Annotated in this window: 20 protein-coding genes and 1 tRNA gene; 7 read left to right on the top strand and 14 right to left on the bottom strand. The window is 71.9% G+C overall.

All coding sequences use genetic code 11. From position 1 onward, the window contains the following. Nucleotides 1-153 precede the first annotated feature (153 nt). The 7 genes from IE217_RS03205 to IE217_RS03175 form a co-directional block, all read right to left on the bottom strand. On the bottom strand, nt 154-1,038 hold the full coding sequence (locus tag IE217_RS03205; protein WP_190176146.1) for an RNA polymerase sigma factor SigF: 885 nt from the start codon (nt 1,036-1,038) through the stop codon (nt 154-156). Between the two features lie 169 nt (nt 1,039-1,207). Continuing rightward, nucleotides 1,208-1,501, bottom strand: coding sequence for a Dabb family protein (locus IE217_RS03200; RefSeq protein WP_189711147.1), 294 nt, complete (start codon nt 1,499-1,501; stop codon nt 1,208-1,210). Continuing rightward, the gene (locus IE217_RS03195) at nt 1,501-1,677 is read right to left on the bottom strand and encodes a hypothetical protein (protein ID WP_190176145.1); all 177 of its coding nucleotides are present in this window, start codon (nt 1,675-1,677) and stop codon (nt 1,501-1,503) included. Before IE217_RS03195 ends, IE217_RS03200 begins: the two co-directional genes overlap by 1 nt. A gap of 116 nt (nt 1,678-1,793) precedes the next feature. Then, a tRNA-Ser gene (locus IE217_RS03190) sits at nt 1,794-1,878 on the bottom strand. Nucleotides 1,879-1,967: 89 nt separating this feature from the next. After that, a complete protein-coding gene (tadA, locus tag IE217_RS03185) occupies nt 1,968-2,399 on the bottom strand; it encodes a tRNA adenosine(34) deaminase TadA (RefSeq protein WP_229865048.1) in 432 nt (143 codons plus the stop codon). 167 nt (nt 2,400-2,566) lie between these two features. Beyond that, entirely contained in the window at nt 2,567-3,103 is a 537-nt protein-coding gene (locus IE217_RS03180) for a tRNA adenosine deaminase-associated protein (RefSeq protein ID WP_190176143.1), read from the bottom strand. A 334-nt stretch (nt 3,104-3,437) separates the two neighbouring features. After that, nucleotides 3,438-3,620, bottom strand: a complete 183-nt coding sequence (locus tag IE217_RS03175) for a hypothetical protein (protein ID WP_190176142.1) — start codon at nt 3,618-3,620, stop codon at nt 3,438-3,440. 127 nt (nt 3,621-3,747) lie between these two features. Between IE217_RS03175 and upp the strand changes: the two genes are divergently transcribed. Further along, nucleotides 3,748-4,383 carry a uracil phosphoribosyltransferase gene (gene upp, locus IE217_RS03170; protein WP_190176141.1) on the top strand — a complete coding sequence of 212 codons (636 nt, stop codon included), beginning with the start codon at nt 3,748-3,750 and terminating at the stop codon, nt 4,381-4,383. Nucleotides 4,384-4,463: 80 nt separating this feature from the next. Here the strand turns inward: upp and IE217_RS03165 are convergent, their stop codons facing one another. Both IE217_RS03165 and IE217_RS03160 read right to left on the bottom strand, forming a co-directional pair. Beyond that, nucleotides 4,464-5,096, bottom strand: coding sequence for a LytR C-terminal domain-containing protein (locus IE217_RS03165; protein ID WP_190176524.1), 633 nt, complete (start codon nt 5,094-5,096; stop codon nt 4,464-4,466). A 171-nt stretch (nt 5,097-5,267) separates the two neighbouring features. Then, nucleotides 5,268-5,564, bottom strand: coding sequence for a type II toxin-antitoxin system VapB family antitoxin (locus IE217_RS03160; RefSeq protein ID WP_004943146.1), 297 nt, complete (start codon nt 5,562-5,564; stop codon nt 5,268-5,270). 143 nt (nt 5,565-5,707) lie between these two features. On the opposite strand from IE217_RS03160, the gene IE217_RS03155 reads away from it, so the two are divergent. Then, on the top strand, nt 5,708-7,309 hold the full coding sequence (locus tag IE217_RS03155; protein WP_229865047.1) for a helicase HerA-like domain-containing protein: 1,602 nt from the start codon (nt 5,708-5,710) through the stop codon (nt 7,307-7,309). Between the two features lie 172 nt (nt 7,310-7,481). Here the strand turns inward: IE217_RS03155 and IE217_RS03150 are convergent, their stop codons facing one another. Then, nucleotides 7,482-8,105 (bottom strand): HhH-GPD-type base excision DNA repair protein, encoded by a 624-nt coding sequence (locus tag IE217_RS03150; protein WP_190176139.1) that lies wholly within the window; start codon nt 8,103-8,105, stop codon nt 7,482-7,484. 372 nt (nt 8,106-8,477) lie between these two features. On the opposite strand from IE217_RS03150, the gene IE217_RS03145 reads away from it, so the two are divergent. After that, nucleotides 8,478-10,451, top strand: coding sequence for a copper resistance protein CopC (locus IE217_RS03145; protein WP_229865000.1), 1,974 nt, complete (start codon nt 8,478-8,480; stop codon nt 10,449-10,451). 46 nt (nt 10,452-10,497) lie between these two features. Here IE217_RS03145 and IE217_RS03140 read toward each other — a convergent pair whose 3' ends face one another. After that, nucleotides 10,498-11,352 (bottom strand): DUF72 domain-containing protein, encoded by an 855-nt coding sequence (locus IE217_RS03140; protein ID WP_190176138.1) that lies wholly within the window; start codon nt 11,350-11,352, stop codon nt 10,498-10,500. 582 nt (nt 11,353-11,934) lie between these two features. Here IE217_RS03140 and IE217_RS03135 point away from each other — a divergent pair. Continuing rightward, the gene (locus IE217_RS03135) at nt 11,935-12,198 is read left to right on the top strand and encodes a hypothetical protein (protein WP_229864999.1); all 264 of its coding nucleotides are present in this window, start codon (nt 11,935-11,937) and stop codon (nt 12,196-12,198) included. 168 nt (nt 12,199-12,366) lie between these two features. Beyond that, a complete protein-coding gene (locus IE217_RS03130; RefSeq protein ID WP_190176137.1) occupies nt 12,367-13,326 on the top strand; it encodes a DUF2637 domain-containing protein in 960 nt (319 codons plus the stop codon). A 103-nt stretch (nt 13,327-13,429) separates the two neighbouring features. Here IE217_RS03130 and IE217_RS03125 read toward each other — a convergent pair whose 3' ends face one another. From IE217_RS03125 to IE217_RS03115, 3 genes are read right to left on the bottom strand one after another with little or no spacing between them, the layout of a single operon-like run. Then, nucleotides 13,430-17,296 carry an amino acid adenylation domain-containing protein gene (locus IE217_RS03125; RefSeq protein ID WP_190176136.1) on the bottom strand — a complete coding sequence of 1,289 codons (3,867 nt, stop codon included), beginning with the start codon at nt 17,294-17,296 and terminating at the stop codon, nt 13,430-13,432. Further along, the gene (locus tag IE217_RS03120) at nt 17,293-18,261 is read right to left on the bottom strand and encodes an EamA family transporter (protein ID WP_190176135.1); all 969 of its coding nucleotides are present in this window, start codon (nt 18,259-18,261) and stop codon (nt 17,293-17,295) included. Before IE217_RS03120 ends, IE217_RS03125 begins: the two co-directional genes overlap by 4 nt. 53 nt (nt 18,262-18,314) lie before the next feature. Further along, nucleotides 18,315-19,349 (bottom strand): PrpF domain-containing protein, encoded by a 1,035-nt coding sequence (locus IE217_RS03115; RefSeq protein ID WP_190176134.1) that lies wholly within the window; start codon nt 19,347-19,349, stop codon nt 18,315-18,317. A gap of 451 nt (nt 19,350-19,800) precedes the next feature. Here IE217_RS03115 and IE217_RS03110 point away from each other — a divergent pair, with 451 nt between their 5' ends. Both IE217_RS03110 and IE217_RS03105 read left to right on the top strand, forming a co-directional pair. After that, a complete protein-coding gene (locus IE217_RS03110; protein WP_190176133.1) occupies nt 19,801-20,271 on the top strand; it encodes a DoxX family protein in 471 nt (156 codons plus the stop codon). Nucleotides 20,272-20,340: 69 nt separating this feature from the next. Further along, nucleotides 20,341-21,021 (top strand): DsbA family oxidoreductase, encoded by a 681-nt coding sequence (locus IE217_RS03105; RefSeq protein WP_190176132.1) that lies wholly within the window; start codon nt 20,341-20,343, stop codon nt 21,019-21,021. The last annotated feature ends 87 nt before the right edge of the window (nt 21,022-21,108 follow it).

Genomic DNA, 21,108 nt, shown 5'->3' with positions numbered 1-21,108 from the left:
AACGCGCTTGAGGAAGAATGTCACATGTCGGCAACGCGCTGTAGTGACTTGTCGACATCCGAGACGCGAATCCGCCCTGGAAAAAGGGGGTCTGACGGTCTTTCGGGTCCGTGGTGTCGGGATCCGCCCTGGTGAGGGATTCGCCCGTGACGGTTACGCCTCGATCCTGTTTGCGGATCGAAGGCGCTGGAAGCTACGCGCGAGTAGCCGCGAGACGTGCATCTGGGAGACGCCGAGTTCGGCGCTGATCTGCGACTGGGTGAGATTGCTGTAGTAGCGCAGCAGCAGAATTCTCTGTTCCCGCTCGGGCAGTTGGACCAGGAGGTGGCGGACGAGGTCGCGGTGCTCCACGCCGTCGAGCGCGGGGTCCTCGTAGCCGAGCCGGTCGAGGAGCCCGGGCAGCCCGTCGCCCTCCTGGGCCGCCTCCAGGGAGGTCGCGTGGTACGACCGCCCGGCCTCGATGCAGGAGAGCACCTCGTCCTCGGTGATCCGCAGCCGCTCGGCGATCTCGGCGGTCGTGGGGGAGCGGCCGAAGGCGGTGGTCAGGTCCTCGGTGGCGCTGTTGACCTGCACCCACAGCTCGTGCAGCCGGCGCGGGACGTGGACGGTGCGCACGTTGTCGCGGAAGTAGCGCTTGATCTCGCCGACGACGGTCGGCATGGCGAAGGTCGGGAACTGCACGCCCCGGTCGGGGTCGAAGCGGTCGATGGCGTTGATCAGGCCGATGGTGCCGACCTGGACGACGTCCTCCATCGGCTCGTTGCGGGAGCGGAAGCGGGCGGCCGCGTAGCGCACCAGCGGGAGGTTGGCCTCGATGAGCGCCCCGCGCACGCGGGCGTGCTCGGCCGTGCCCGGTTCGAGCTCCTTCAACTGGGTGAACAGCACCTGGGTGAGGGCGCGGGTGTCGGCGCCGCGCCGCTTCTCCGGTGCCGGAGCGCAGGCCGCGGCAGCGGGTGCCTCCTCCGCTTCCTCCTGGGGCGGCGCAGTACTGGCCGACAAGGTCAACGCCACCTCTTCGTCGATCAACTCATCCGTCAAAAGCGGTCATAGCATCACAAGACAGGTGCATCGTGTTCAAGCACCGCATATGCACGTGTTGAGGAGTGAAATAGGGCATACGGTGCAAAAAAGGCCCCGCTGCCGTATGGCGGCGGGACCTCGGGGGGCGGGCCGGAACCGGGTGCGGACCGGCACCCGTACCGCCGGCTCAGAACTCGTAGTCGGCGATCACCCAGGTGGAGAACTCGCGCCACAGCGCGACGCCGGCCTGGTGGGCCGGGTGCTCCAGGTAGCGCTTGAGCGCGTCGGCGTCCTCGACCGCCGAGTTGATCGCGAAGTCGTGGGCGATCGGGCGGTCGCTGATGTTCCAGCCGCACTCCCAGAAGCGCAGCTCGTCGATCTGCCCGCCGAGGGCGCGGAACGCCTCGGCGCCCGCCACGACGCGCGGGTCGTCGCGGGAGACGCCTTCATCGAGCTTGAAGAGGACCAGGTGCCGGATCATCATTTCCCTCCGTTGGCGACCCAGGTCATGAAGTCGCCGATGGCCTTCGCGGCGTCCGAAATGCCCTCGAAGCCTATCTGGACGTAGCCGGCGGCCTTGGCCGGGTCCGTAATGATCACATAGAGCACGAAGACCACGAGCGCGTAGACGGCGATCTTCTTGGCGTTCACCGCCATCGCGGTCTCCCCCTGTCGCGAGTTGCCCTGTCGTCGGCCGCGGCGGACCGAGTGTGTCGATGATCGCACGATGATGGCACGAAGGGCCCCGTCCGTCGGACGGGGCCCTTCACAAGCGGTAGCGGAGGGATTTGAACCCTCGGTGACTTGCGCCACACTCGCTTTCGAGGCGAGCTCCTTCGGCCGCTCGGACACGCTACCGAGGGAGACCTTACAGCACGGGAGGGCGTGGTCAGAAATCCGTTACCCGGCCACCGGCCGCCGGCCGGGGATCGCTTTCAGCGGGCTCGTCAGCGGGCCCGGAAGAAGTCGGTGAGCAGGGCCGCGCACTCGCTGGCGAGGACGCCCTCGATCACCTCGGGACGGTGGTTGAGCCGCCGGTCGCGTACGACGTCCCAGAGCGAGCCGGCGGCGCCCGCCTTCTCGTCCCGGGCGCCGTAGACCACCCGGTCCACGCGGGAGAGGACGGCCGCGCCCGCGCACATCGTGCACGGCTCCAGCGTGACCACCAGGGTGCAGCCGGACAGCCGCCACTGCCCGGTCCGCCCGGCGGCCCGCCGGATGGCGAGCACCTCGGCGTGCGCGGTCGGGTCGCCGGTGGCCTCCCGCTCGTTGTGCCCGGCGCCGAGCACGGTGGTGCCGTCACCGGCCAGCACGACGGCTCCCACGGGTACGTCGCCGCCCCGCACGGCACGCTCCGCCTGCTCCAGCGCGAGCCGCATCGCCTCGCGCCAGGGATCGCGTACGGGATCGGGTACGGGTTCGTGCACGGGACGGCGTGCGGGATCGGGCGTGCCGGAGGCGGCGGACGGCGGGTGTGCGGGGGCCGGAGGGTGTGCGGGAGCCGCCCCGGACGGCCGCCCGGGTTCGTCCGTCGGGTGGGGCGCGGTCAGCGGACCGTCTCCAGCACCTCCGAGGCGCCCAGGGCCTCGGCGATCGCGCTCAGCGCGTCCTCCGCGTCCAGGGCGCGCAGCTCCTTGGCGCTGACACCCAGGTCGTCGAGGATCTCGCCGTCGCCCAGCGGGCCGTGCGTGATGGTCTCCGCGGAGGGCGATTCCTCCTCGTCCTCCGCGGCGGACGAGGGCTCGCCGTCCTCCGTGCCGTCGAGGTCCAGGGAGTCCAGGTCGGTGCCGTCCTCTCCGGGTTCCCGGCCGAGCAGTTCGTCGGTGAGCAGGATCTCGCCGTACGAACTGCGGGCAGCGGCGGCGGCGTCCGAGACGTAGATACGAGGATCGTCCTCGCCGTCCACGCGGACGACGCCGAACCACGCGTCCTCCTGCTCGAGGAGGACGAGCACCGTGTCGTCGTCGGCCGAGGCTTCCCGGGCCAGATCGGCCAGGTCGGACAGCGTCTCCACGTCGTCGAGCTCTGTGTCGCTCGCTTCCCACCCGTCTTCGGTGCGCGCGAGCAGTGCGGCGAAGTACACCGTGACTCTCCCACTGGTCTTAGGCGTGCCGGTTGGGGGTCCCCCCGGCGGAGGTTCTGGGCGGAGAGAGCTGGGCTCCGAGCCCCACCCACTCGGAATCGTGGCAGAAACAAGGCGTTCAGGGGACGTCTTCGGCTCCCTGTGTCCGGCAGTTTTGATCGCAGGTCCGTAAAGGACTCACCAGCGCACTCGTTGCCGCCACCTGCGGATCGTACGCGGCTTTCCAACGGCGTCCACGCACGCCCACCTCCACAAAGTACGCGCGGAGTGTCGGTCTTCCCCCGCCGGGACCCCGCTCCGGCTCGCAGTCATGGGCCGTGGCCGCGGGCGGGGCCTACCAGCGGAACGTGCGCATGCGCATGGCGTGCCGCAGCCGGGCGGCTTTCGCGCGGCGGGGCTGGACGCGGTCCCGCAGTGCCCGGGCCTCGGCGAGCTCGCGCAGGAACCGGGCCCGGCGCCGGCGCCGCTCGCTGTCGGACTCCGGTGCGTCCGTGCTCCGGGACTCCTGGTCAGGCATTGGTTCACCACCCCACTCGCGGTCCCTCCCACTTTCCCTCCGATGGCGGGATTGATGCCAGATCGGCGGAGGTCGGGGGCGGGTGGGAGGGCGGCGGGCGGGCTCGGGGCCCGGTTAGTGTGGGCACATGCGTCTCCACGTCGTCGACCACCCCCTGGTCGCCCACAAGCTCACCACGCTGCGCGACCGCCGCACCGACTCCGCGACCTTCCGCCGGCTCGCCGACGAACTGGTCACCCTGCTCGCCTACGAGGCGACCCGGGACGTGCGCACCGAACAGGTCGACATCCACACGCCGGTCGCGCAGACCACCGGCGTCAAGCTCGCCCGGCCGCGCCCGCTGGTGGTGCCGATCCTGCGTGCCGGGCTCGGCATGCTGGACGGCATGGTCCGGCTGCTGCCGACCGCCGAGGTCGGCTTCCTCGGCATGGTCCGCAACGAGGAGACGCTGCAGGCCTCGACGTACGCCACGCGCATGCCGGACGACCTCTCCGGCCGCCAGGTGTACGTGCTGGACCCGATGCTCGCCACCGGCGGCACGCTGGTCGCGGCGATCAAGGAGCTGATCCGGCGCGGCGCCGACGACGTGACCGCCGTGGTGCTGCTGGCCGCCCCCGAGGGCGTCGAGGTCATGGAGCGCGAACTGGCGGGCACGCCGGTGACGGTCGTGACGGCCTCCGTCGACCAGCGGCTCAACGAGCACGGCTACATCGTCCCGGGCCTCGGCGACGCGGGCGACCGTATGTACGGGGCGGCCGAGTAGACCACGCCGTGTACGGGGGGCCGGGCAGGCCGGCCCACTGTGCGGGGCGGCCGGACAGGCCACCCCGACGGCGACCGTCCTCAGCAGTTCTTGCCGACCGCCGTGGCGCTCGGCCGCGGTGCGGTGAGGGCGGTCAGGGCCTGGGCGGCGGCCGGCTGAGGGGTCAGCCCCTTGAAGCCGGCGCCGATGATCAGGTCCACGTCGGCGCCCTTGCGGGTGTCCGTGCGCTGCTCGGCGCCGGCCAACTGGGTGGCGAGCACGGGCAGCGAGGTGTTGAGGGCCGAGGCCGGGCCGAGCAGTATGCCGGAGCCCTTGACCTTCTTGTCGAACTCCTTGGTGGCGTTGCCCACCTGGCCGATGCGGAAGCCGCGCTTCTTCAGCTCGTCGGCCGTCTGCTTCGCGAGGCCCTTGCGGGGCGTGGCGTTCAGGACGTTCACCGTGATCTGGCCCGGCTTGAGCAGGTCGCGCGCGCTCGCGGCGGGCGACGGGCTCGACGTCGCCGCCCGGTCCGCCTTCGTCGTGCAGTCGCCCTTGGCGCCGGCCGCCACGGCCTTCTTGCCGCCGGTGAAGACGTCGATGAGCTGCAGAGTGCCCCAGCCGGCCACGCCGAGCACGGCGACGGAGGCGACGGCCAGGAACACGAGCCTGCCGCGCCGCCGGGGCCTGCGCATCCGCGGGTACTTGTTCCCCGTGATCCGGTACTTCCCGCCCATGCCGGGGGGAGTCAGCATGCTCATGGGCGCAGACTAGTGCGCCTGGGCGGTGATTCCTACTAGATGATCATTGGATGCCGCCCAGCAGAACCCGAAAGGTCCAAGCCGTCCCGGAACGGCCGGTTCCGGGAGAGGCCCACGGCCGTACCGCCGACGGCGTGAGGCCCGCGCTCAGTCCAGCTCGAGCACGCGCGCGTGCAGCACCTGGCGCTGCTGAAGCGCCGCCCGCACCGCGCGGTGGAGGCCGTCCTCCAGGTACAGATCGCCCTGCCACTTCACGACGTGCGCGAAGAGGTCGCCGTAGAAGGTCGAGTCCTCCGCGAGCAGGGTCTCCAGGTCGAGCTGCTGCTTGGTGGTGACGAGCTGATCGAGGCGGACCGGGCGCGGCGCGACGTCCGCCCACTGCCGGGTGCTTTCCCGGCCGTGGTCGGGGTACGGCCGGCCGTTTCCGATGCGCTTGAAGATCACACGGAAAGCCTACCGGTCAAGAGCTTCCGGGCGCAGCCTCGCCGCCCGAGTGCGACGCTGGAAATGCCGCAGCAAACCCGGGCGAATCGGGAACAGGGGCTGAGATGACCGACCACGACACGACGCCCGCCACCGGTGGGCGCATGTCGCGACAGGACGCCCGGGACACTCCGGCTTCCCCGTCCGCCGCGCGTGCCGCCCTCCCGCCCGAGGCCCAGGAGATCGCCTCCGGTTACTCCTTTGGCGGGCCGGCTCTCGAACTCGGCGCGCTCATCTGGGACGGGCACTGCCTGCCGGACGCGCAGATCCGGATCCCGCTGCCGATGCTCAACCGGCACGGGCTGGTCGCGGGCGCCACCGGCACGGGCAAGACCAAGACGCTCCAGCTGGTCGCCGAGCAGCTCTCGGCGCAGGGCGTGCCGGTCTTCCTCGCGGACGTCAAGGGCGACCTGTCCGGCATCGGCGAGCCGGGCGCGGTGAACGACCGCCTCCGCTCCCGGGCCGCCGAGGTCCGCCAGCAGTGGACGCCGGGCGGGTCCCCCACCGAGTTCTACGCCCTTGGCGGCATGGGCCACGGCATCCCGCTGCGGGCCACGGTCACCAGCTTCGGCCCGCTGCTGCTGTCCAAGGTGCTCGAACTGAACCAGACCCAGGAGCAGTCCCTCGGCCTGATCTTCCACTACGCCGACACCAAGGGCCTGGAGCTGATCGACCTCAAGGACCTCAGGGCGGTCGTCGCCTTCCTCACCTCCGACGAGGGCAAGCAGGAGCTGAAGGACATCGGCGGGCTGTCCACGGCCACGGCCGGGGTGATCCTGCGTTCGCTGACCGCGTTCGAGGCCCAGGGCATGGCGGACTTCTTCGGCGAGCCGGAGTTCGACACCGCCGAGCTCCTGCGCACGGCCGGGGACGGGCGCGGGGTCGTCTCCGTGCTCGAACTGCCCGCCGTGCAGGACCGGCCGCGGCTCTTCTCGACGTTCCTGATGTGGCTGCTGGCCGACCTGTTCCACGACCTGCCGGAGATCGGCGACGCGGACAAGCCGAAGCTGGTGTTCTTCTTCGACGAGGCGCACCTGCTGTTCGACGGCGCCTCGAAGGCGTTCCTGGAGTCGATCACGCAGACCGTGCGGCTCATCCGCTCCAAGGGCATCGGCGTCTTCTTCGTCACCCAGACACCGAAGGACGTGCCCTCCGACGTCCTCGGCCAGCTCGGCAACCGCGTCCAGCACGCCCTGCGCGCCTTCACCCCCGACGACCAGAAGGCGCTGAAGGCCACCGTGAAGACGTTCCCCGACTCGCGCTACGACCTCGAGGAGATCCTCACCGGCCTCGGCACCGGCGAGGCGGTCGTCACGGTGCTGAGCGAGAGCGGCGCCCCGACCCCGGTCGCGGTGACCCGGCTGCGGGCGCCCGAGTCCCTGATGGGCCCGGTCGACGCGGCGGCCCTGGACCGCGCGGCCGAGGGGTCCCCGCTGTACGGCCGTTATGCACAGGCTGTGGACCGCGAGTCGGCGTACGAGAAGCTGACGGCCGCGCGGGCGGCCCGCGAGGAGGAACAGCCCGCGCGCGTGGCGGAGCGGCCGCGGCCGGCCGAACGGCGGGGGGAGGACGGCGGCCGGGAGCCGTCGGTCGTCGAACAGGTCGTCAGCAGCGGGGTGTTCAAGTCCCTGGCCCGGTCGGCGGGCCGCCAGATCGGCCGTGAGATCACCCGCTCCCTGTTCGGCACGGCCCGCAGGAGACGGTGACCGGACGCTCGTCGCCTCTCCGCGAAGGACCGCTTGCGGGTCGCCGGGCATGGCCGTACGCCGTTCATCTCGCGCACCCGGTGAACCGCCCGCACGGCGTATGGGCCCGGCGCGGTGTTGACGAGAACCGGCCGCCGGAGGTCACTCGCCGGTCTGACCCGGCCTTACCTGCTCACTCGGCCTTGCCGGTCTCGCCCGTCCTGCCTGTCTCGGTGCTCTTCGCCGCCTTGGCCGCCGCCTTCATTTCCTGCTTGTGCGCGCGCACCCTGGCCAGCGACTCGGGCCCGGTGATGTCCGCGACGGACCGGAAGGAGTCCTCCTCGCCGTACGCCCCCGCGGCCTCCCGCCACCCCTCGGGCCGCACGCCGAGCTGCTTGCCGAGCAGGGCGAGGAAGATCTGCGCCTTCTGCTTGCCGAACCCGGGCAGTTCCGCCAGCCGGCGCAGCAGCTCACGGCCGCTTTCGACGTCCCGCCAGACCGCCTCGGGGTCGCCGTCGTAGTGCTCGACGAGGTACCGGCACAGCTGCTGGATCCGCTTGGCCATGGAGCCCGGGTAGCGGTGCACGGCCGGCTTGTCCGAGAGCAGCCGGGCGAAGGTCTCCGGCTCGAAGGCCACGATCTCGTGGGCGTCGAGGTCGTCGGTGCCCATGCGCCGGGCGATCGTCGCCGGTCCCTTGAACGCCCACTCCATCGGGATCTGCTGGTCCAGCAGCATCCCGATCAGTGCGGCGAGGGGGCTGCGGCCGAGGAGCGCGTCGGCGTCGGGGTCCTGGGCGAGGTGCAGTGTGACGTCCATGGTCCCGATGATCGCGCGGCGGACGGCGGGACGCAGCCGGGGCGGGACGGACGGCCCGGCCACTGCGTCCGGCCCTGGACAGTGAGTCAGGTGCCTACGGTGCGTCCGAGAAGCGCGCCCCACTGGCCTTCCTCTCCCGGCGGGCGGCCTTCCCGCGTACCTTCTGAGGCGGCCTGGACCGGGAGAGGGCCGGTGAACCGGCGGGCCCCGCTGAGCGTTGTGCCGCCCGGGTCCGTACCTATCGGGAAGCCGGCCAGGGCCTTCCTTCCGGATCGGGCGGGCTCCGAGCGACCTCGCCCACCGGTGGACCGGACCCGGCGACCAGCGGCAGGACCCGGAAGAGAGGCCCCAGTCCCGAGAGGGAGAAGTGACGTGACCCGACCGCGGCCGCTGTGGAAACGGCCGGCGCTGCTCGGCGCCCTCCTCGTCCTGCTCGTCCTCGGCGGCGCCGGGCCCGCCGCGGCCCACGCCGCCGTACGCTCCACCGACCCCGCCGACGGAACGGTGCTCAAGTCCGCGCCGCACAGCGTCACGCTGACCTTCACGGAGTCCGTGGGCCTGCTCGACGACTCCTTCCGGCTGTTCGACCCCGAGGGCCGGCGCGTGCACACCGGCGAGGCCCGGCACGCCCCCGGCCGCCCGGACACGGCACGGGTGGCCTTCCCGGGCCGCCTGGGTGAGGGCACGTTCACCGTGGCGTGGCGCGTGGTGTCCGCCGACAGCCACCCGGTCTCCGGCGCCTTCACCTTCTCGGTGGGCAAGCCCTCCCCGACCGCGGCCGCGATCGACACCGGCCCCGCTGAGAACCCCGCCACCGCCGGCCTCCACGACCTCGCCCGCTACGCCGCGTACGGCGGCGCGGCCCTGCTGATCGGCGCGGCCGCCTTCGTCCTGATCTGCCGCCCGCCGGACCCGGGCCCGCTGCGCCGGCCGCTGCTCGCGGGCTGGTGGACCCTGCTCGCCTCCACACTGGCCCTGCTGGCGCTTCGCGCCCCCTACGAGACGGGCTCGGGCCCGGCCGGCGCCCTCGACCCGGCGGCCCTCGCCCGCACCCTGTCGGGCCGCCCCGGCCTCGCGCTGCTGGCCCGCCTGCTCCTGCTCGCCCCCACGGCCGTACTTCTGCCGCGGCTGACCCGGCGCGGCGCCGACGACGGCTCCGGGAAGAGCGGGGGAGGCGGTGGGCCCGCGCGGCCCTCTCCCCGGTTCCTCGGCGCGGCCGTCGTCCTGGCCCTCGCCCTCGCGCTGACCTGGGCCGCATCCGACCACGCCTCGGCGGGCGTCCAGGTGCCGGCGGCGATGACGTCCTCGGTGCTGCACCTGCTGGCCATGGCGGTGTGGCTGGGCGGCCTGACGGCCCTGCTGACCTTGCTGACCGCCCTTCAGAGGCCGGCGGCGGCCGCCCGGGAACCGGCCGGAGAGACGACACCCGCAGGCGGGGCGGACCCGGCCCGGGACGCCGTCGAGACCCCCGCCGCGAAGGCGCCCGGGACCGCCCGGTTCGACGTGCCCGGACTGACGTCCGCGGTGGCCCGCTTCTCCCGAGTCGCCTTCGCCTCCGTAGCCGTCCTGGTGCTGACCGGCGTCTACCAGTCCTGGCGCGGCCTCGGCTCCTGGACCGCGCTCGCCGAGACCGCGTACGGCAGGCTGCTGCTGGTCAAGCTGGTCGCCGTGGCCCTGCTGCTGGCCGCCGCCGGCCTCTCGCGGCGGTGGACGGCACGGCTGGTGGCGACGGACGCGGAGGCCGCCGTACGGGGCATCAGCCGTGCCACGACGGCGGCGCGGGAGCGGGTTCCGCAGCGGGCCGGCGGACCGTCGCTGCCCGCGGCGGCGGAACCGGCGGGACCGTTCGCACCGGACGCGCAGCTGCGCGGGCTGCGCCGCTCGGTGCTGACCGAGGTCGGCGTGGGCGTCATGGTGCTGGTGATCACCACGGTGCTCTCCGGCACCCTGCCCGGCCGGGCGGCCGCCGAGGCGGCACAGGCCGCCCCCTCGGCCGGGGCGCCGGGGGCCGCCGTCACGGTGATCCCGTTCGACGTGGGCACGCCGGGCGGCCGCGGCAAGGTGCAGATCACCCTGGAGCCGGGCCGCGTCGGCCAGAACGCGGTGGAGGCGGTCGTCTTCGGCCCCGACGGTGGCCTGGCCGCCGTGCCCGAACTCCGGCTGTCGCTGTCCCTGCCGGCCCGCGGGATCGGCCCGATCGACGCCCGGCTCGCCGACCGGGGCGGCTACTGGGGCACCGACTCCCTCAACCTCCCGATGCCCGGCACCTGGACCATGAAGGCGACGGTACGGGTCTCGGAGCTGGACCAGGTCAGCGAGTCGCGGACGATCGAGGTGTCGCGTTAGCCGCGGGTCTCGCGGGTCTCCCGCCCGCTCGACGGGCGGCCGCGGATCAGCCTCCGTCGAGCAGCGCGCGCATCCGCTCGGCGGCGCGTACGGCCGCGTCGGCGCAGCAGTTGTTGAACAGCACGTGGAGCCGTTCCACCCGGGCGGCCAGCGCGCGCAGCCGGGGCACCCACTCGGCCAGCTCCGCGTCGGCGTACTCGTACCGGAAGCGGTCCTCCTTGCTCCCGGCGCCCCAGGCCGTGCTGCGCCCGTGGAAGCGGACGACACCCAGCCGGGGCGAGGTGACCGGGGTGACCGGCGGGACGGACGAGGGCAGCGTCTGCGCCATGTCGACGGCGACGGCGGCGAAGCCGTGCCCGCGCAGCAGCGTGGCGGTCGCGTCGGCCTGCTCCTCCCGCCACCACGCGGGGTGCCGGAACTCCACGGAGACGGGCCACTTGGCGGTGCGCTCGGCGCACTGTGCGAGGAACTCCCCGGCCGGTGCGCCCGGCCGGAACCACGGCGGGAACTGGAACAGCACGCTGCCCAGCCGGCCGCCGTCGCGCAGCGGCCCGATCGCCTCGGCGAACCGTTCCCATACGGCGTCCAGCACCCGGGGATCTGTCGGGTCGGGCACCTCGCGCAGATCGGGCGGCAGTGCGCCGCGCCGGGTGGGGTGCCCGGTGAGCAGGGAGAAGGCCTTCACGTCGAAGACGAAACCGTCCGGGGTGCGCTCCACCCACAGCCGGCTGTTGCGGGCGGAGGGGAGCGCGTAGTAGCCGGAGTCGACCTCGACGACCGGTAAGCGGGTGGCGTAGTGGCGCAGACGCCCTTCCGGGTCCCGCGACCCCTTGGGATACCAGCCGCTGCGCACCAGCGCCGGGTCCGTCCACGAACACGCGCCCACCAGGATCTCGCCCATGACAGCCGGTTACCCGGGCGGGGCGGACCGTAGCGCACACGCTCCGTAACCTCGCATATGCGTCGACGTTATGTCGATGTCATGCGGTGGGGCACGGTGCCGGAAACGGCGACGAGGCGAAAAAGCGAAAAGAGGAAGAAGAGTGGGGAACATCACCGTCTGGACGCTCATCGTGTGCGCTTCCGGCTGCACGGTCGGGTCGATTTTCCTGCCGCCGCACCAATGCAGGATGTGGCGCGTCGACACGGTGGAATTGCAGCGGCGGCGGCGTATGGTCGACGTACTGCAAAGCAATTGCCGACCATACGGCGGAGAGCCGGCGGTGGCGAATCGCCCGGCGAGTCCGGGTCCGTCGGGCGGTCCGGCCGGCGGGGCGTCCACCGGGCCGTCCACCGGGCCGTCCACTGGGCCGTCCACTGGGCCGGACGTCGTCCATCTCGTCGGCTAGAAGGACGAGACATCCGATCGCACAATTCAGGTCCGATCGGGTCTGATCGGGAATTCCTTCACCCGAATGCCGCGCATCCGGGGAACTTTGGCGGCGTTAGTCGGGATATGACTAAGGCAACCAGGGAAGGGTACTTGGGTCTGTTCGTCGGTCAAGAGCGGCAGAACACGAGTGCTTCACACGCGGTGGCGCTGGGCCCCTACACCTACTCCCCGGCCCCGGTGCACGCGTCGGCCACCGTCAACGGCACCCTCACCAGAGGCGGCCTGCCGGTTCCGCTCAAGGTCACCGAGCCGTTGCTGAGAGATTTCCTGGATGCGATGAGCGCGCTGGAAGCCGATCTCGCCCGGCGCTGGGTCCGTTGGGAGGGCCGGTCCGCCTACTCGCGTGCCGAATAGCCGGGCAGGGTAATGTACGACGAACGTATCGACCGCCGTTCCGGATATTTCACGGGTCACCAGAATGATCACACTGGTGGATACCTGGATGATTACGTAACCGATTATGTAACCGACTATGTGACCGACTACGTGGACGGCCAGGTAACCAGTCAGGTGACGGACTACATGACCGACTACGTGTCAGATTATGTTCCCGGCTACACGGGCGTGAGCGATTACCCGCTCAATCACCAGGAGGCCGGACCGGGGCCGGGCGTGGGCGCGGGGACGGCCACGGGCCGGCACCGGGCCCCGGACCAGTTCTTCTCGACACCCTTGGTTCCGCCGGATTCGGGCTGGGACCCCGCCGAGGAACTGGCCTTCATGCTCCAGGACGCGATGCAGGAGGCCGACCGCCCGAAAACCCCCACCGCCCGCGAGGAATTCCCCACCTCCCGCGACGAAATGCCGGTGACCGAACCGGCCCCCGGCTCCCCCCTGGACAATCTGCGGGAGATCACCGCGGAGCTGCCGCCGCTGAGGCGGCTGAGGAGCGACGTGCCCCGCGGTCACCGGAAGGTGCGCCGGCGCGGGCAGCTGAAGAGCATCCGCACCGTCAGCCAGGTCATCGCCGCCGTGGCCGCGGTGATCGCCTCCGCGGTGAGCTTCTTCGGCGGCATGGTCTCCTACGACCCCCTGCGCATCGTGGCCATCGCCCGCATGGAGACCGGGGTCGCCTCCTGGTGGCCTCTGCTGGTGTACGGCCCCTGGCTGGTGGCGTCGCTCTCCGTGCTCCGGGCCGCGCTGCACCAGCGCCGGGCGGTGCACTCCTGGTGCGTGGTGCTGCTCTTCTCCTCGATCGCGATGCTGTTATGCGTCCTGCAGGCACCCCGCACGATCGTGGACATCTCGGCGGCCGCCCTGCCGGGCCTGGCGTCCCTGGCCTGCTTCCAGCAACTCGTACGCCAGATCACCCTCACCCGCCCGCCCCGCCGCCCCGCCCCCCGTCACCGCCTGCCGAGAGCGACCCCCGCAGAGCCCCCCACGGCCGGCAAGCCGACGGCAACCCGCAAGCCCGGCTCCCCGTCCCCCACCCCCCGCAAGACCCCCACCACCACACCCCGAACCTCGGGAACCACCCACTGATCACCGCCCGGTGCTTCCGCAGCGCGGCCAGGTCGTGGCCGCCGGACGCGGTACCCGTCCTTGCCCCTGCCGCGAGTTCGCTGGGCGGCAGGGGCGGGACGGCTTACATGCCGAGGCGGGATCGGATCGCCTGCGCGAGTTCCGCGATGCCCCGTTCCTTCAGGACGCTGTAGTGGTCGCCGGCCAGCTCCACCATGGCCGGCGGGGTGGTGGAGTACCCGGAGTGGGACTCGATGAACGAGTAGTCGTCACCGGTCGCCTTGAAGACGGTCACCGGTGCGTCCAGGCGGCGTTCGGTGAGTTCGCGGAAGGAGTACTCGAACTCGTAGGTCTCCGCGACGATGCGGATCACACGGCGGACCAACTGCTCGTCGAGGCCGGGCAGACGGTCGTGGACGAAGCTCACGAAGCTGTCCTCGTCCCGTGTGGCCGCGAGACAGGCGTCCACGTCGGGGCCACTGACGGTGCCGGTGAACACCGAGTACAGGATGGCGACGTAGACGGGGTTGCGGTAGCTCGCCTCGCGGCCGAAGCGGTCGGCGCCCTCCGCGCGGACCTCGGGGTTGCCGGGGCAGATCAGCAGCAGGTGGTCGATCCGGTGGCCGGACTGCTCGAGCTGCCAGGCGGTCTCGAAGGCGACACGGGCGCCGAAGGAGTAGCCCCACAGGCTGTAGGGGCCTTCCGGCTGGGTGCGCAGGATCTCGGCCACGTCGGCGGCCGCCATCTCGCGGATCGTCGGGTACGGCGTCTCACCGGCGTTGATGCCGTGCGCCTGGATGCCGAAGAACGGCCGGCCGGCGGCGGCCTCGCGGGCCAGCAGGCGCAGGTTCATCGGGTAGCCGCCGAGCCCCGGCCAGCAGAACACCGGGCGGCCGGTGCCCTCGGCGTGCAGCGGGACGAGGCGTGAGGAGGGTGCGGCGCCGTCGTCCTCCATGCGGGCGGCGAGGTCGGCGAGCTTCGGGTGTGCGAAGACGACCTGGAGCGGCAGGCTCAGGCCGAACTCCCGGTTGATGCGGTTGACGAGCGCCACCGCGATCAGCGAGTTGCCGCCGGAGGCGAAGAAGTCGTCCTCCACGGACACGTCCTCGTACTTCAGCGCCTTCGCCCACGCCCCGGCCAGCCACCGCTCCGCCGGGGTGGCGGGGGCGACGTAGGGCCTGCCGGTGTCGGCGGACCGCACCTGCTCGCCGGCGGCCAGGGCCTTGACGTCGACCTTCCCGTTCGCGGTGAGCGGCAGCCGGTCCAGCACCAGGACGCGATTGGGGATCATGTAGTCGGGGAGCCGCTCCACCAGGTCGTCCCGGATCAACTCGGCCGGGCCCTTCATGTGGACCACGTCCTCGTTCATGCCCTCGCTGCGGATCTGTTCCTCGCTGACCTTGCCGCCGAGGAAGAAGTACGACGGGCCGGTGGGTATCGAGCAGGAGGCGAGGATGTCGTCCACGCGCCGTGCGGCGGGCAGCGGGTGGCCGGTCTTCGAGCTGTAGCCGGAGGACATCAGGCCGATCCGCCGGGCGTTGCGCTGCAGGTGGTGCAGCGCGGTGCCCATGGCGATGTACTGCCGCCACTCGTCGGCCGCGCGGCTCACCGCGGTGATGCCGAAGCTCGCGCGCTCGTACACCTGCTGGTTGATGGCGATCACGTGCTTGGGCAGGAGCAGGGCGTCGGAGATGTGCTCCAGGTCGCGGCCGGTCCACCGGTACTGGCCGGCCGGCAGACCCCGCACACGGCCCGGGTGGGCCTGCACGTAGATGTCGATGGGGTCGTCCTGGGGCAGGCCGTCGTGGCGGTCGATGGTGAAGGTGCCCAGGTAGTAGTCCTCACAGGCGACGTCCAGGACGTCCATCACCGCCGGCCGGCAGGCGGCGGGACGGACGGTGAGGCCGTACTCCGGCAGTACCTCCTCGAAGACGCCGAGCATGTGGCCGGTCTCGAACTCGAGCACCTCGCGGATGTTGTTCTTGTAGACGGGCTCGATGGCCCGCTTCTTGCCGACGAAGTGCGCCGACAGCCGTGCTCCGGTGCCCTGCGTGCTCCGCGGGGCGTCGGCGATCCGCACCAGGGCGTGGTCGGCGGGGTGGTAGTAGTACACGCCCGCGTCCAGGCCGTCCAGGCCGTCCGTCTCCAGGTACAGCTGTGTGGCGTACAGGGCGCCGGGTGAGGCGTAGGAGTACTTCGGCAGCAACCGCTCCTCGCTGCGGAACTGGCCGAACCAGCGCAGCAGTTCGCCGAGCTGACCGAAGGTGAGGTCCGCGAGGCTGCGGGAGTCCGCGCGTGCCGGGCGGGGGGCGAGCAGGGCGAGGACGTCCTCGCGGGTGACCTCTCCGCCGTCGAAGAAGCGGTACGTCTTGCGGGCGAACGTCTCCCGCCGCTGCCGCTCGGTCTCCTGCCGGCCCGGCAGCGGCACCACGGGCCTGCCGTCGAGTTCATGGGCGTCCCGCAGGCCCGGGTTCGACAGCTGTGCCTTCACCTGGAGCTTGCTGGCCTTGGACTGGTGGTGCGCGCCGGCGACGCCCTGGTCCATCAGGGCGGCTTCCTTCGGGTTCAGTTCGACGCACGCCAGCAGGTTGGTGGAGCCGGTGCGCGGGTCCTGGACGGTGATCGACGCGGCGCGGCGCACCCAGGTGTGCTCCTCGATGGCCAGGGCGATCTCGTCGAGTTCGACGCGGTAGCCGCGCAGCTTGACCTGGTTGTCCGTGCGGCCGCTGAACTGGATCGTGCCGTCGGGGTTCCAGTACGCCAGGTCGCCGGTCCGGTAGAGCCGCTCGGTCGGCACGAACGGCGAGGGGACGAACCGCTCCTTGGTCTGCTCGGGCCGGTCCAGGTAGCCGCGGGCCAGCTGCACGCCACCGATGTACAGCTCACCGGTCTCCTCGATGTCCACCGGCGCCAGGTTCTCGTCCAGGATGTAGCACTGGGTGTTGTCGACCGGCACCCCGATGGGCACCGAGCCGGGGCCGTCGGCGAGCGCGTCCGGGTCGACGAGGTGGGCGGTGGCGTTGATGGTGCACTCGGTCGGCCCGTACAGGTTGACCAGCGACGCCCACGGGACCTCGTCGAGGAAGGTGCGGGCCAGCTGCCGGGAGAGCGCCTCACCGCCGGAGAACACCCGGCGCAGCGTGGTGCACGAGCCCAACTGCTCGGTGTCCACCAGCGCCTGCAGCAGCGTCGGCACGCACTGCAGCGTGGTCACCTCGTGCCGGGCGATGGCGGTGATCAGCGCCTCCGGGTCGCGGTAGCTGCCCGGCGCGGCCATCACCACGCGGGCGCCGACGGCCGGGGCGAGGATCTCCCACTGCGCCGCGTCGAAGCTCATCGGTGTCTTCTGCAGCACGGTGGTACGCGGCCCCAGGTGCCCGCACATCTGCATCCACTGCATCTGGTTCAGGATGCTGCGGTGCTCGATCAGCACGCCCTTGGGCCGTCCGGTGCTGCCGGAGGTGTAGATGACGTAGGCCAGATTGCGGGGCGCGGGCGCCACCGGGCCGGCGGCCGGGACCCGCGTGGTGTCGGCCGGGTCCCGCGGGGCGTCGGTGAGGGTGACGATGCGGGTGTCGCGCGGGGCGAGGCCGCGGAGCCGGGCCGCGAGGTGGTCCTGGGCGACGATGACGCGGGCCCCGCTGTCCTCGATCATGTAGCGCAGCCGTTCCTCGGGATACTCCGGGGACAGCGGCAGATACGCGGCACCGGCGAACAGGATGCCCCACACCCCGGTCATCAGATCCAGCGACGGTTCGGCGTACAGGCCGACGCAGTCGTCGAGTGACACGCCCAGAGCGTTCAGGCGGCCGGCCAGCCGTGATGCGGCGGCTTCCAGTTCCCGGTAGGTGAGGCTCTCGTTGCCACTGGTGACGGCGGTGGCCCCGGGCTGCACGACGGCCTGCTCCCTCAGCAGGTCCGGCAGGCATCCGCCCAGGCGGAGGTCGTGGACGCGAGCCGTGGAACGTGCGGTGGGCTGTGCTGTGGTCACGGTTTCCCCTTGACTGCGGGTGCGTGGTTGCGAGTCGACGCCGGTGACGGGCGGTCGGCCCGTTTCCCGGCGCGTGGCGGCTGTGGGATCTGGGCCAGCGCGACGGCGGCGATGACCGCCGCGGCGCCGGCGAGTTGGAGAGGCGTGAGGCTCTGGTCGAGGACGAGGTATCCGAGGACGGTCGCAGCGAGCGGGCTGGCGAAGCCCAGCACCGACACCGCCAGGGCCGGAAGCCGTCCGATGCCCCGGAACCAGAAGGCGTAGGCGAGCAGCGCCCCGATCAGGCTCAGGTACGCGAAACCCGCGATGTTGCCGCCGGTGACGCGGGTGGGCAGCCCTTCGGCGGCCAGGGTGACGGGAGCGAGCAGCAGACCGCCCGCGGTGAGCTGCCAGCCGGTGAACGTCAGCACGCCCACGCCGCCGGGCCGTCCCCAGCGTTTGGTGAGGACGATGCCGGCGGCCATGCTGACCGCGGCGGCGACCCCGGCCGCGATGCCGGTGAGGTCGACGCCGGCCTGCGAGGTGAGGGCGAGCAGTGCCACACCTGTGACGCCGAGCAGGCAGGCGGTGACCTGCAGCGGGCGGACCGGCTCCGCCAGCAGCGCGGCGCCGAGGAGCAGCACGACGGTCGGCTGGGCGGAGACCACCAGCGCGGCCACCCCGCCGGGCAGGTGGTACGCGGCCACGAACAGCAGGTAGAAGAAGAGGCCGATGTTCAGCGCGCCCAGCACCACGGCACGCCACCACCACACGCCCCGCGGCAGCCTCCGGCCGACCGCGAGCAGGACCAGCCCGGCGGGCAGCGCCCGCACGGTGGAGGCCAGCAACGGCCTGCCGGGCGGCAGCAGTTCCGTCGTCACCAGGTAGGTGCTGCCCCACACCGCGGGAGCCAGCGCCGTGAGCGCGGCGTCCAGCGTCCGCGCCAGTCCGGGGGCCGGTGGGGAAACGCGCGGGTCGGAGGGCATGCGTGGACCACCTGTCGGTCGGGTTGGTGTGTCGCCGGCTGATTGACGGGACGTCAGCGGACCGCGCAGGGCAGCGGGACGTCCTCGGGTGCGAACATCAGGTCGCGCAGCGGTTCGAGGAATACGGGGCCGTCGTACCGGACGGTCCCGCGTCGCACGCTGGCACGGGTGAGGGTGTCGTCCGTGGTGTTGCCGGAGACCGTGAGCCGGACCACGCTGGTTCCGCCCGGGGTGTCGACGACCAGCTCGTCCAGCCGGCTCCAGCCCCGCTGGGCCAGCCCCTGCGGGATCGTGCCGTCGATCACCGCGGCGGCGGCGACGGTGATGGCGTCGGCCGGCGGAAGCGGGGCGGACCGTCCCGGCGCCGGAAGGGCCAGCACCGCCAGGCGCCGGTACTGGTACTGGCCGACCGCGGCGACCTTCGGGAACACGCCGCCCTCCGGCCGGCCCAGGCGGCGGGCGGCGGCACGGCGGATGCCGGTGAGCCGCCGGCGCACCGCCGCGTCGTCGGCGAACAGGGCCTCCTGGTCGTCCAGGCCGAGGCCGGCGGCGTCGACGAAGACGTACGGATTGCCGGCGGACACCAAGGACACGGGCACGCCGTCGAGTTCCTCGCACGGCGACCCGGTGGGCAGCAGCTCACGCAGGCGCCGAGGGGGCTGGTAGGCGAACTCCATGGCGAACGTCAGGGTGCGGCTCGTTCCGTCGACCTCGCACTCGACGCGGTCACCGGTGTTGAGCACGTTGACGCGCGGCCGGGACGCGGTGTCCAGGCGCGGCAGCCAGGCCAGGCGCTGCGCCACGGCGACGGAGGAGAGGATGGAGTGCCCGCAACTGCCGCGCAGCGAGAAACGCGGCGGCGTGCCGGGCAGGTACTGGGCGAACTGGTAGTCCAGGTCGGCATGCGGGTCGGCGGACGGCTCGATCATGGCGATCGTCGCGATGTCGGCCCCGTGGTGATCGGCCAGCCAGTCACGTGCCACCAGGAGTGCACTGAGGAGTTCCCGCCTGTCGTCGGGCAACGCTCTGCGGTCCAGCACGAGCGTGGGTTCGTTCTTTTCCGCAGTACGGCACAGATGGCCGATCATCGGTCCCTCCATAACTGGTGCCCGCCATTGCGCACGGATGGTGCCGTCGGCCGCTCCGCGGGAAGCGGAAGGCGACGGTTTGCCCGAGTGGGGGGAGGCTTTTGCAGCTTGAACGGGAACGTTGCGGCTCACAACAACCCACTGGTGAACGAGGGTGAAACCACTGGTTCGACGAGGTGAGACGGTCGCTGGTGATCACAGTCACAACCGGCTCTTACTCTCGGACGCGTTGACGGAATGTCACGGAGAACCCCTCTGACCTGGCCTGCTTCCGGGATTGGCCGAGTGTTCGCCGTATGGAAATCCGCATGCGTGCGGCATCCATGTAGCGTCTCGCGTCGCCAGGCGGGTGCCGCCGGCCACGGCTGATCGCCTCCGCCGCCCCTTCCCCACGCAGTGCATCCGCGATCGCACGTCCCCATTCCCCGCGCAGTGAAAGCTGAGGCTGCTCATGTACCGCTCTGCAGAGTCCGTCGGGACCAAGGCCGCTGGTCCCGTGCAGTCACTCGTCCGTATCGTCGTCGGGTTCCTCTTCGCCTGCCACGGCGCCGCGTCCTTGTTCGGGGTGCTGGGCGGAGCCGTCGGCACGCACGGCGGGACGGTCCCGTTCGGGGCCTGGCCGGGCTGGTGGGCGGCCGCCATCCAGTTGGTCGGGGGAACCCTGGTGGCGCTCGGCCTGTTCACGCGGCAGGCGGCGCTGGTCTGCTCCGGATCGATGGCGTACGCCTACTTCAGCGTGCACCAGCCGACCGGCCTGCTGCCCATGGTGAACAACGGTGAGCCGTCTGCCCTGTACGCCTGGATATTCCTGCTGCTCGCCACCTTCGGTCCTGGTCCGTGGGCGCTCGAGCGGCTCCTGCCGGCCGGCGGACGCCAGGCGCGGCCGGTGGCTGCCGTCGACCAGGCCGCGGTGAACGCGTAACGCCCCACCTGAGCTCGCGCGCCGGGGGCGGCCACCGCCACCGGCCGCCCCCGACCGACAGGAGCCTTCGTGCCAGTCCCCGTCATCACCGTGTGGTCGGACATCGGCTGCCCCTGGGCGACGCTGGCCCTGCACACCCTCCACGCCGCGGCGCACCGGCGAGGAAGGGAGATCTCCGTCGACCACAGAGCCTTCCCGCTGGAGCTGTTCAACAGGCAGCCGACTCCGAAGGACATCCTCGACTCCGAGATCGTGACGATCGCCGCCCACCGCCCCGAGTTGGGCTGGCGGCTGTGGGGCGGCCGGGAGTCGCACTACCCGGTCACCACCCTGCCGGCGCTCGAAGCCGTCCAGGCGGCCAAAGCGGCGGAAGTGGGTGGACTGCGGGCCGCCGACGAACTCGACACCGCGCTGCGCACGGCGTTCTACACCGACAGCAGGTGCATCAGCATGCACTCGGTGATCCTCGACATCGCCGAGCAGTGCGAGCACCTGGACACCGACGCCCTGGCGGACGCCCTCGCCGCCGGGCGTGGCCGCGCCGAGGTCTTCCAGCAGTGGAGGACCGCCCAGGGGCCGCAGATCCAGGGCAGCCCGCACCTGTTCGCTCCCGGCGGCCATGCCGCGCACAATCCCGGCGTCTCCTACGCGTGGACGGGCAAGCCCGGCCAGGGCGGCTTCCCGCGCCTGGACCACTACGACCCGTCCTGGGCGGACTCACTGCTCGACGCCTTGACGGCCACCGGCTGAACTCCGCGCCCTCGCGGGTCGGCCGCGAGAGCGGCGACCGGCTTCGGTCTCGTCTGAACGGCCGTGAACGGCGCTGAATGAGACGGA

Origin of the sequence: Streptomyces naganishii JCM 4654 (assembly GCF_014650575.1) — a bacterium.
In the GTDB taxonomy this organism is placed as follows: domain Bacteria; phylum Actinomycetota; class Actinomycetes; order Streptomycetales; family Streptomycetaceae; genus Streptomyces; species Streptomyces naganishii.
Note: the sequence above shows the minus strand (reverse complement) of the source record. Positions and strands in the feature narration are given on the sequence as shown.

What these genes read in the sequence shown, in the direction of transcription:
- IE217_RS03115 (WP_190176134.1), bottom strand. Translation starts at nt 19,349, where the DNA reads ATGATCGGCCATCTGTGCCGTACTGCGGAAAAGAACGAACCCACGCTC.
- IE217_RS03165 (WP_190176524.1), bottom strand. Translation starts at nt 5,096, where the DNA reads ATGGGCGGGAAGTACCGGATCACGGGGAACAAGTACCCGCGGATGCGC.
- IE217_RS03110 (WP_190176133.1), top strand. Translation starts at nt 19,801, where the DNA reads ATGTACCGCTCTGCAGAGTCCGTCGGGACCAAGGCCGCTGGTCCCGTG.
- tadA (WP_229865048.1), bottom strand. Translation starts at nt 2,399, where the DNA reads ATGCGGCTCGCGCTGGAGCAGGCGGAGCGTGCCGTGCGGGGCGGCGAC.
- IE217_RS03140 (WP_190176138.1), bottom strand. Translation starts at nt 11,352, where the DNA reads ATGGGCGAGATCCTGGTGGGCGCGTGTTCGTGGACGGACCCGGCGCTG.
- IE217_RS03120 (WP_190176135.1), bottom strand. Translation starts at nt 18,261, where the DNA reads ATGCCCTCCGACCCGCGCGTTTCCCCACCGGCCCCCGGACTGGCGCGG.
- IE217_RS03200 (WP_189711147.1), bottom strand. Translation starts at nt 1,501, where the DNA reads ATGATCCGGCACCTGGTCCTCTTCAAGCTCGATGAAGGCGTCTCCCGC.
- upp (WP_190176141.1), top strand. Translation starts at nt 3,748, where the DNA reads ATGCGTCTCCACGTCGTCGACCACCCCCTGGTCGCCCACAAGCTCACC.
- IE217_RS03130 (WP_190176137.1), top strand. Translation starts at nt 12,367, where the DNA reads ATGACCGACTACGTGTCAGATTATGTTCCCGGCTACACGGGCGTGAGC.
- IE217_RS03150 (WP_190176139.1), bottom strand. Translation starts at nt 8,105, where the DNA reads ATGGACGTCACACTGCACCTCGCCCAGGACCCCGACGCCGACGCGCTC.
- IE217_RS03175 (WP_190176142.1), bottom strand. Translation starts at nt 3,620, where the DNA reads ATGCCTGACCAGGAGTCCCGGAGCACGGACGCACCGGAGTCCGACAGC.
- IE217_RS03155 (WP_229865047.1), top strand. Translation starts at nt 5,708, where the DNA reads ATGTCGCGACAGGACGCCCGGGACACTCCGGCTTCCCCGTCCGCCGCG.
- IE217_RS03195 (WP_190176145.1), bottom strand. Translation starts at nt 1,677, where the DNA reads ATGGCGGTGAACGCCAAGAAGATCGCCGTCTACGCGCTCGTGGTCTTC.